The sequence below is a fragment of the Aeromonas sp. s1(2024) genome (assembly GCF_040908005.1).
Taxonomy (GTDB): Bacteria; Pseudomonadota; Gammaproteobacteria; order Enterobacterales; family Aeromonadaceae; genus Aeromonas; species Aeromonas caviae.
On sequence record NZ_JBFOCW010000064.1, the window covers coordinates 78,779 to 85,801 of the forward strand.

The following is a 7,023-nucleotide window of genomic DNA, read 5'->3' on the forward strand; positions in this document are numbered from 1 at the left end:
CGATGCTGGGCGTTGTAGCACTGCTCCTGTCATTGCTGGCGCTGGATCGACTCTTCCCGCCGCCACCGCTCGACCCGGCCTATGCACGGGTGGTGCTCGACATGAAGGGGCGACCGCTGCGCGCCTTTGCCGATACCAGCGGCGTGTGGCGCTACCCCGTGACCCTGGAGCAGGTTTCCCCTCGCTATATCGAGGCGCTGCTCGGCTACGAGGATCGCCATTTCTGGCGCCATCCCGGGGTCAATCCGGTGGCCATGGTGCGCGGGGTCTGGCAGTGGTTGCGCCATGGGCGGGCCGTGTCGGGCGGCTCGACCCTCACCATGCAGGTGGCCCGCCTTATCGAGCCTTACCACAGGAGCGTGCCCGGCAAGCTGCGCCAGATGGCGCGCGCGCTGCAGCTGGAGTGGCACTATGACAAGCGCACCCTGCTCACCGTCTATCTGAACCGGGCGCCCTTTGGCGGCAATCTGGAGGGGGTACAGGCGGCAAGTTTTGCCTATCTCGGCAAGAGCGCGGCCAAGCTGACCCATGCCGAGGCGGCGCTCTTGGCGGTGCTGCCTCAGGCCCCCAGCCGCAACCGGCCGGACCGGCATCCCGAGCGGGCCCGCACCGCCCGTGACAAGGTGATGCAGCGGCTGGTGGCGCAGGGGGTCTGGCCAGAACAGGTTTGGCTGGAGGGACGCATCGAGCCTGTGCTGGCCCGCGGTCACTTCACGCCGATGGAGGCGCCGCTCTTTGCCCGTCTCGCCGCCGACCATCAGGCCGGGGCCCTGGTGCATACCACCATCGACGGCGATCTGCAGCGTTGGCTGGAGGGGCGGGTGGCGAGCTATATCCGTCGCTTCCCCGAGCAGACCTCAGCGGCGTTGCTCCTGGTCGACAACAAAACCATGGCGGTGCGCGCCTATGTGGGCAGCGCCGAGTATGGCAATCTGCGCCGCCACGGTTATCTGGACATGGTGCAGGCGATCCGCTCTCCCGGCTCTACGCTGAAGCCCTTCATCTACGGTCTGGCGATGGACGAGGGGCTGGTGCACTCGGCCTCCCTGCTCTCCGATGCGCCAAGGCTGGGCTCGGACTATAGACCCGCCAATTTCTCCGGTGCCTTTCAGGGGCCGGTGACGCTGGCCCAAGCACTGCAGCAATCCCTCAACGTGCCGGCGGTGCAGGTGCTGGAGGCGCTGGGGCCGGACAAACTGGTCAGCCGTCTCGACAATGCCGGGGTGAGGCTGGCTCTTTCCGACAAGCCTAATCCGGCCATTGCGCTGGGGGCGGCGGGCATTCGGCTCGAGCAGTTGGTGGCGCTCTACAGCGCACTGACCCGGCAGGGGCAGGTGGCGATGCCGGTCTGGCTGGCGGGGCAGCAGGCGGTGTCGCGCCCCTTGCTGAGTCCGGGGGCCGCCTGGATCATCTGGCAGATATTGAGCGCCCAGGGGCGCGCGGATCAGCCCTTTGCCAGCGAGGCGACCGGCCGGGTCAACCGACTGGCCTGGAAGACCGGCACCAGCTATGGCTATCGCGACAGCTGGGCCATGGGGGTCTCCGGTCGCTGGACCATCGGCGTCTGGCTGGGGCGCCCCGATGGCACCCCCATGCCCGGCTTTTATGGACAGAGTGCGGCAGTGCCACTGCTGCTTTCTGTCTATTCGCGGCTCTCGGACAACAGCCCCCTGCCAGCACAACCCAACACGGTGAGTGAAGCGGAGATCTGCTGGCCCTTGGGGCGCAAGTGGAGCGCGACCCTGCCTGAGGCCTGTTTGCAGCATCAGAGCGCCTGGCTGCTGGAAGGGCGCGACCCTCCCACCTTGCCGGATCCCATGGATTGGCCCTCGCCGCTGCGCCAGGTTGCGCTCACTGTCGACGGCAAGCCGACGCTGACCCGCTGCCACGATGCGGCACAATCCGCTTTTAGAGCGCTCTGGCCGCTGTCGCTGGAGCCATGGCGCTCACCGGGCGAGCGGCGTCAGGCGCTGCTTGCCAGGGGCTGCGCGGGGGAGGGACAGAGCGCCGAGCAGCAGGCCCCCATCCGCATCCTGGCACTGGGGGAGGGCAACCTTATCCGCAGTCAGCGCTATCGGTTGCAGCCCAAGGTGCTCGGCGGTGTCGGCAAGCCGGCCTGGTTTCTCAACGGCCAGCGGCTGCGCTGGGACGGGGATCAAGTAGTGAGCAAGGCGGGCCGCTATCAGCTGGTGGTGGTGGATGAGGCGGGAAACAGCGATCGCATCGAGTTTCGGCTGGAAAACCCCTCCTGAGGGCGTGGTGAGCGCCAGAATATTGACGGCATCGGTGATGGTCCCGATGCCGTCAGTTGATTGTCGATTCTCCGGCAGAGGCGGGGAGTCAGGGCTTGACCTGCCCCAGCCGGGTGAAGAAATGCCGGCTCTTGCGCTGGTGGAAGTGGCTCTTCTTGATGGGATGAAACACCAGGTCGCTCTGTGGGTGACTCCCCTTGAGGCGGTGGATCATCGCCATGGCGGGCAGGCTGGTGCTGATCAGGGTGGTGAGCGGCAGGCTGACCGTCTCGGGCCCCAGCAGCGGGTTGAGCCCCTGCTGTGCCTGCTCGAAACGGGTCAGCACGGCGGGCTCGGCGTAGCCGCTGCCCAGCATGGCGAGCAGGGCGTCGAGGGCCTGATGGAACTCGGCCAGCTGTTGGCGAAAACCGCTGCGCCCGCGCAGGGCAATAAGCTCTGCAACGGGGATCTCGCTTAAGTTGGCGGGCACTAGCAGCGGGATCTCGAGGTGGAAGCAATCCTGGCCGCCCCGGTTGTGGTAGCGGGATTCGAGCAGGTGAAGCAGGCGGTCGAGATAGTCGTGATCGGTAATCAGCGCCCCGTCATTGGCGAGTGCCCACTCACGGGCGAGGCGCATGGAGAGCAGGTTGGCAAAGCGGCGCGCCATTCTGATCCCCCCTTCATCCTGCGTCGCAAAGCCGTGGGTCAGACAAAACCCGTGCAGCCGCTCCAGCCCCGCCTGGGCCGGACAGAAGCAGTCGTGGTTGGCCGGCATGCGCCAGCGACCGATCAGCTCCTTGTTGCCAAACACCTTGTGGCGGACGAAGTCGGGGGCAACCAGGCCGGCAATCTGGTTCTCGATCTGGGGCGTGATGGCGGCGAAGAAGGCGGGTGCTGGCGGTTCGGCCAGCAGGTCGGTCTGCCGGCGCAGGGTCTCGAGCAGGGTGGTGAGGCCGCTCTTTTCACTGACGGTGAAGACGAAGGCGAGCCGCTCCAGATAGAGCAGGGCAAACTTGAGCCAGAGTTCATCCCGCACTTCCATGCCGGGGTAGTAGATATGGGTTTTCATGGGTGCCGTGTTGCCGGGGCGCAGGCTGGGGAATATACGCAAGATGGCCAGGGTGCGGCAAACATTGCGTGGGGGAATGTGAGCGGCCGCTCATCCAGTAGGCGCTGGCCACAAAGTTCTGATATAATTCGCGCCCTTAAATCAAGGCCACCCGAGTCAATACCATGAAGTTCATTATCAAGCTGTTCCCGGAAATCACCATCAAGAGCAAGTCGGTTCGCCAGCGCTTCATCAAGATACTGCAGGGCAATATCCGCAATGTCCTGCGCCGCTTCGACGACGATGCCCGGGTGCGGATGGACTGGGACAAGCTGATCGTGAGCTCCCGTAACGACCAGTTCCGCGAGCAGGCCATCGAAGCGCTCGCCTGCATCCCCGGCATCCAGGCCTTCCTCGAGGTGCAGGCCAGCAAGTTTACCGACCTGCACGACATCTTCGAGCAGGTGAAAGCCGTCTGGGGTGACCAGCTAGAAGGCAAGACCTTCTGCGTGCGCGCCAAGCGCCACGGCAAGCACGAGTTCTCTTCGCTGGAGATCGAGCGCTACGTGGGTGGTGGCCTGAACCAGCACTGCGTGAGCAACGGCGTGCGCCTCAAGAACCCGGACGTGAAGATCAACCTCGAGATCGATGGCGAGGAGCTCTTTATCGTCAGCGCCATCCACCAGGGGCTGAGCGGCATGCCCATCGCCACCCAGGAAGACGTGCTGAGCCTGCTCTCCGGCGGCTTTGACTCCGGTGTTGCCTCCTTCCAGTTCATCAAGCGCGGCTGCCGCGTGCACTACTGCTTCTTCAATCTGGGCGGGGCCGCCCACGAGATCGGCGTCAAGCAGGTGGCCTATCACCTGTGGAACCGCTTTGGCTCCTCCCACCGGGTGCGCTTCACCGCGGTGGACTTCGAGCCCGTGGTGGCCGAGATCCTCGAGAAGATCGACAACGGCCAGATGGGGGTGGTGCTCAAGCGGATGATGATGCGCGCCGCCGCCAAGGTGGCCGACGAGTTCCAGATCCCGGCCCTGGTGACCGGCGAGTGCGTGGGCCAGGTCTCCAGCCAGACCCTGACCAACCTGAACGTCATCGACCGGGTGACCGACAAGGTGATCCTGCGCCCCCTCATTACCTGGGACAAGCCGGACATCATCAGCGAAGCCCGTCGCATCGGCACCCTGGAGTTCGCCGAGACCATGCCGGAGTATTGCGGCGTCATCTCCAGGAAGCCGACCGTGAAGGCCGAGCTCTCCCGCATCGAGGCGGAAGAGGCCAACTTCGACTTCGCCATTCTGGACAAGGTGGTGGCCGAGGCCCGTTACCTCGATATCCGCCGCATCGGTGAGGAGACCGCCGCCGAGGTACAGGAGGTGGAGACCACCGCCGAGAGCGGTGACGACGAGGTGATCCTGGACATTCGCTCCATGGAGGAGCATGACGACAAGCCGCTGGTGGTGGAAGGGCGCGAGGTGCTGCACATCCCCTTCTTCAAGCTGGCCACCGCCTTTGGCGATCTGCCGCAAGAGAAGACTTACCTGCTCTACTGCGATCGCGGCGTGATGAGCAAGTTGCAGGCGCTTTACCTCAAGGAGAAGGGCTTTGCCAACGTCAAGGTCTATCGTCCCTGAGCGGTCGACCCTCGCCCATAAAAAATCCGGCCAAGGCGCCGGATTTTTTATTTCACTTTCATGGATGCAGAGGGTCAGGGACAGGGAACCGGGGTAAAGGTCTCTTGGCCCTGGCAGCGCCAGCCCATCTCCGCCTGACGCATCTGCCACAGGTTGTTGCTACGAAACAGGGTCAGGATATAGAGCATGTCGTTCCTCTGGCCATCGAGAGCCACCGAAAGCACGAGATCGTTGTCCAGCTGCTGGGCATGGATGCGGGTGGGGACGTCTTCATGGCCCACGAAGCGGCGAGCCACCTCGCGATAGTCGTTGACCCAGCCTTGCTGATTGCTGCTCGCCTGACGGATCTGCTGGTTGAACTGCTGCACCGGGGTGGATGCCAGACGCCCGAACAGGGTCTGTGCCCCCGCATGAGCCGCCACCATCATCAGCGTCAGCGTGGTAATGAGCCCAAGTTTTTGCATGAGGTATTCCGGCTTGAAACGACCCCTGTATGACAACAGAAAAGCCGGCTTGGTTCAATCTTGTCCCTGTCGGGATGGGATCTCGCCCACTCCGGCGTTCCTCAGTTGCGCTGCAGCGAGAAGGTGGGCAGGGAGAGATGCCAGTAGATGGCCGCCACCCGCAGGCCGAATACCCCCAGCATGCTGATGAGCATGGCGCTCACCCTGTCCACTCCGACTTCCAGCGACAGGGTATAGAGGATGCCCCCCAGGATGCAGGCGGTGGCGTAGATCTCCTTTTGCAGCACCATGGGCACCTCCCGGGCCAGCACGTCCCGGATCATGCCGCCCGCGACGCCGGTCATGGTCCCCATGATCACCGCAATGAGCCCGGGTGTGCCGAAATTGAGCGCCTTCTGGGCGCCGATCACGGTAAAGAGTGCCAGACCGAAGGCGTCCGCCACCGGCAGCACATACCAGGGCATGCGGCGAGGCAACTTGACCATCCACATGCCGACGAGGGCTGTGGCGATCACCACCCAGATGTAGAGAGGGTCGCGAACCCAGAAGACGGGGGTGGCCCCCAGGATCATGTCGCGGATGGTGCCGCCACCGATGGCGGTGACCGCGGCCAGCACCATGACGCCAAAGCCGTCCATTCTAAGACGACCCGCTACCAGGACCCCCGAAAACGCGAATACCGCAGTACCAAACATGTCGCTGATGTAAACGATCTGCTCAACCAGAGTCTGCATGGAGAACAACTCACGTCCAATAGATGATGGGGCGGCGATTTTAGGGGCAAGCCGTGGGGATGAGCAATGCGGGAGTGCAAAAGTGGGAGCCAGCGCCGGTTTCTGGGAAACGGGTGGAGAGTGACCACAACGCCATGTCTGGTGCGGGGCCCGGGCCTCTGCTCGTGGGTGTGCAGCGCACCATGGCAAAAAACTCCGATTTTTTTCTCAAGAGTGGGGAATAGAGGCCGATATATAGGTTAGGCGGCAATTACTGCCATAAAGGCAGAAAAAAGAAATTAAAGTATCACTAAAAGACGCCGTTAACTAAACATATCAGGCACAAAACAAAATAAAGCCTGAGTGAATTAAAGTTAAATTTTAATAGCTTAGGAGAAAAATCATGAGTCTGTATATCAATACCAACGTTTCATCGCTCAACGCCCAGCGTAACATGATGAACAGCACCAAATCCCTGGACACCTCTTACACCCGTCTGGCCTCCGGCCTGCGCATCAACAGCGCCAAGGACGATGCGGCGGGTCTGCAGATCTCCAACCGTCTGACCTCCCAGATCAACGGTCTGGACCAGGGCAACCGCAACGCCAACGACGGCATCTCCCTGGCACAGACCGCAGAAGGGGCCATGGACGAAGTGACCGGCATGCTGCAGCGCATGCGTACCCTGGCGCAACAATCCGCAAACGGATCCAACTCCGATTCTGATCGCGATGCGCTGCAAAAAGAGATGGATCAACTGGGTGCCGAGATCAATCGTATCTCTACCGCCACTACCTTCGCAGGTACCAAGCTGCTCGATGGCACTTTTACCGGCTCCTTCCAGGTGGGGGCCGACGCCAACCAGACCATTAGTTTTAACCTGAATCAGACCGATGGTTTCAGTATTTCTGGTATTGCGGCGGCGGCGACTGC

The 7,023-nt window shown here is 62.8% G+C and carries 5 protein-coding genes and 1 pseudogene; 3 read left to right on the top strand and 3 right to left on the bottom strand.

Features of this window, described 5'->3' with window-relative positions; genetic code table 11:
- Positions 1–2: 2 nt before the first annotated feature.
- The gene (gene pbpC, locus AB5Y70_RS15590; RefSeq protein WP_223929717.1) at positions 3–2,252 is read left to right on the top strand and encodes a penicillin-binding protein 1C; all 2,250 of its coding nucleotides are present in this window, start codon (positions 3–5) and stop codon (positions 2,250–2,252) included.
- Positions 2,253–2,340: 88 nt separating this feature from the next.
- Here pbpC and AB5Y70_RS15595 read toward each other — a convergent pair whose 3' ends face one another.
- The gene (locus tag AB5Y70_RS15595; protein ID WP_069784667.1) at positions 2,341–3,300 is read right to left on the bottom strand and encodes a hypothetical protein; all 960 of its coding nucleotides are present in this window, start codon (positions 3,298–3,300) and stop codon (positions 2,341–2,343) included.
- Between the two features lie 164 nt (positions 3,301–3,464).
- On the opposite strand from AB5Y70_RS15595, the gene thiI reads away from it, so the two are divergent.
- Positions 3,465–4,913 carry a tRNA uracil 4-sulfurtransferase ThiI gene (gene thiI / locus AB5Y70_RS15600; protein WP_069784666.1) on the top strand — a complete coding sequence of 483 codons (1,449 nt, stop codon included), beginning with the start codon at positions 3,465–3,467 and terminating at the stop codon, positions 4,911–4,913.
- Positions 4,914–4,987: 74 nt separating this feature from the next.
- Here thiI and AB5Y70_RS15605 read toward each other — a convergent pair whose 3' ends face one another.
- Both AB5Y70_RS15605 and AB5Y70_RS15610 read right to left on the bottom strand, forming a co-directional pair.
- Positions 4,988–5,377 (bottom strand): hypothetical protein, encoded by a 390-nt coding sequence (locus tag AB5Y70_RS15605; RefSeq protein WP_069784665.1) that lies wholly within the window; start codon positions 5,375–5,377, stop codon positions 4,988–4,990.
- Positions 5,378–5,478: 101 nt separating this feature from the next.
- Complete coding sequence (locus AB5Y70_RS15610) at positions 5,479–6,111, bottom strand: trimeric intracellular cation channel family protein (RefSeq protein ID WP_042075824.1); 633 nt, start codon at positions 6,109–6,111, stop codon at positions 5,479–5,481.
- Positions 6,112–6,493: 382 nt separating this feature from the next.
- Here AB5Y70_RS15610 and AB5Y70_RS15615 point away from each other — a divergent pair.
- Positions 6,494–7,023: pseudogene (locus tag AB5Y70_RS15615) on the top strand (flagellin); the annotation flags it as partial.